Annotated in this window: 1 protein-coding gene; it reads left to right on the plus strand. The window is 58.5% G+C overall.

Annotated elements, in window-relative coordinates; translation table 11 throughout:
• Positions 1 to 552 (plus strand): zinc-binding dehydrogenase (locus JCM25143_RS15265; RefSeq protein WP_025861870.1); only part of this gene is annotated, 552 nt, incomplete at its 5' end.
• Positions 553 to 583: the final 31 nt, after the last annotated feature.

Raw genomic sequence — 583 nt, forward strand, 5'->3', positions numbered from 1 at the left:
ACGGTTGTGGTGTTCGGCCTTGGCGGCATTGGTCTGAACGTGATTCAGGGCGCGAAGATGGTGGGTGCGGACCGGATTATCGGTGTTGACATCAACCCTGCGCGTGAGGCGATGGCGCGCCAGTTCGGGATGACGGATTTTGTAAACCCGCGTGATCTTGGGCCGAATGGCGATATTGTCGGGCACCTTGTGGAACTGACCGGCGGTGGGGCCGACTACACGTTTGAATGTGTTGGCAACCCGACACTGATGCGTCAGGCGCTGGAATGCGCGCATCGTGGCTGGGGTGTTTCGACGATTATCGGTGTTGCGGCTGCGGGTCAGGAGATCAGCACGCGTCCGTTCCAGCTTGTGACGGGTCGGCGCTGGATTGGCTCTGCCTTTGGTGGTGCGCGAGGTCGTACGGATGTTCCGAAGATTGTTGACTGGTATATGGAGAACCGGATCAACATTGACGACCTGATTACGCACAAGCTTCCGCTGGAGCGTATCAACGAAGGCTTTGACATGATGGAACGCGGCGAAAGTATCCGCACCGTCGTCGAGTTCTGAGGAACAGACACACGGCCCCGCCGCATGACAG

This window comes from Acetobacter papayae JCM 25143 (assembly GCF_000613285.1).
Lineage (GTDB): Bacteria > Pseudomonadota > Alphaproteobacteria > Acetobacterales > Acetobacteraceae > Acetobacter > Acetobacter papayae.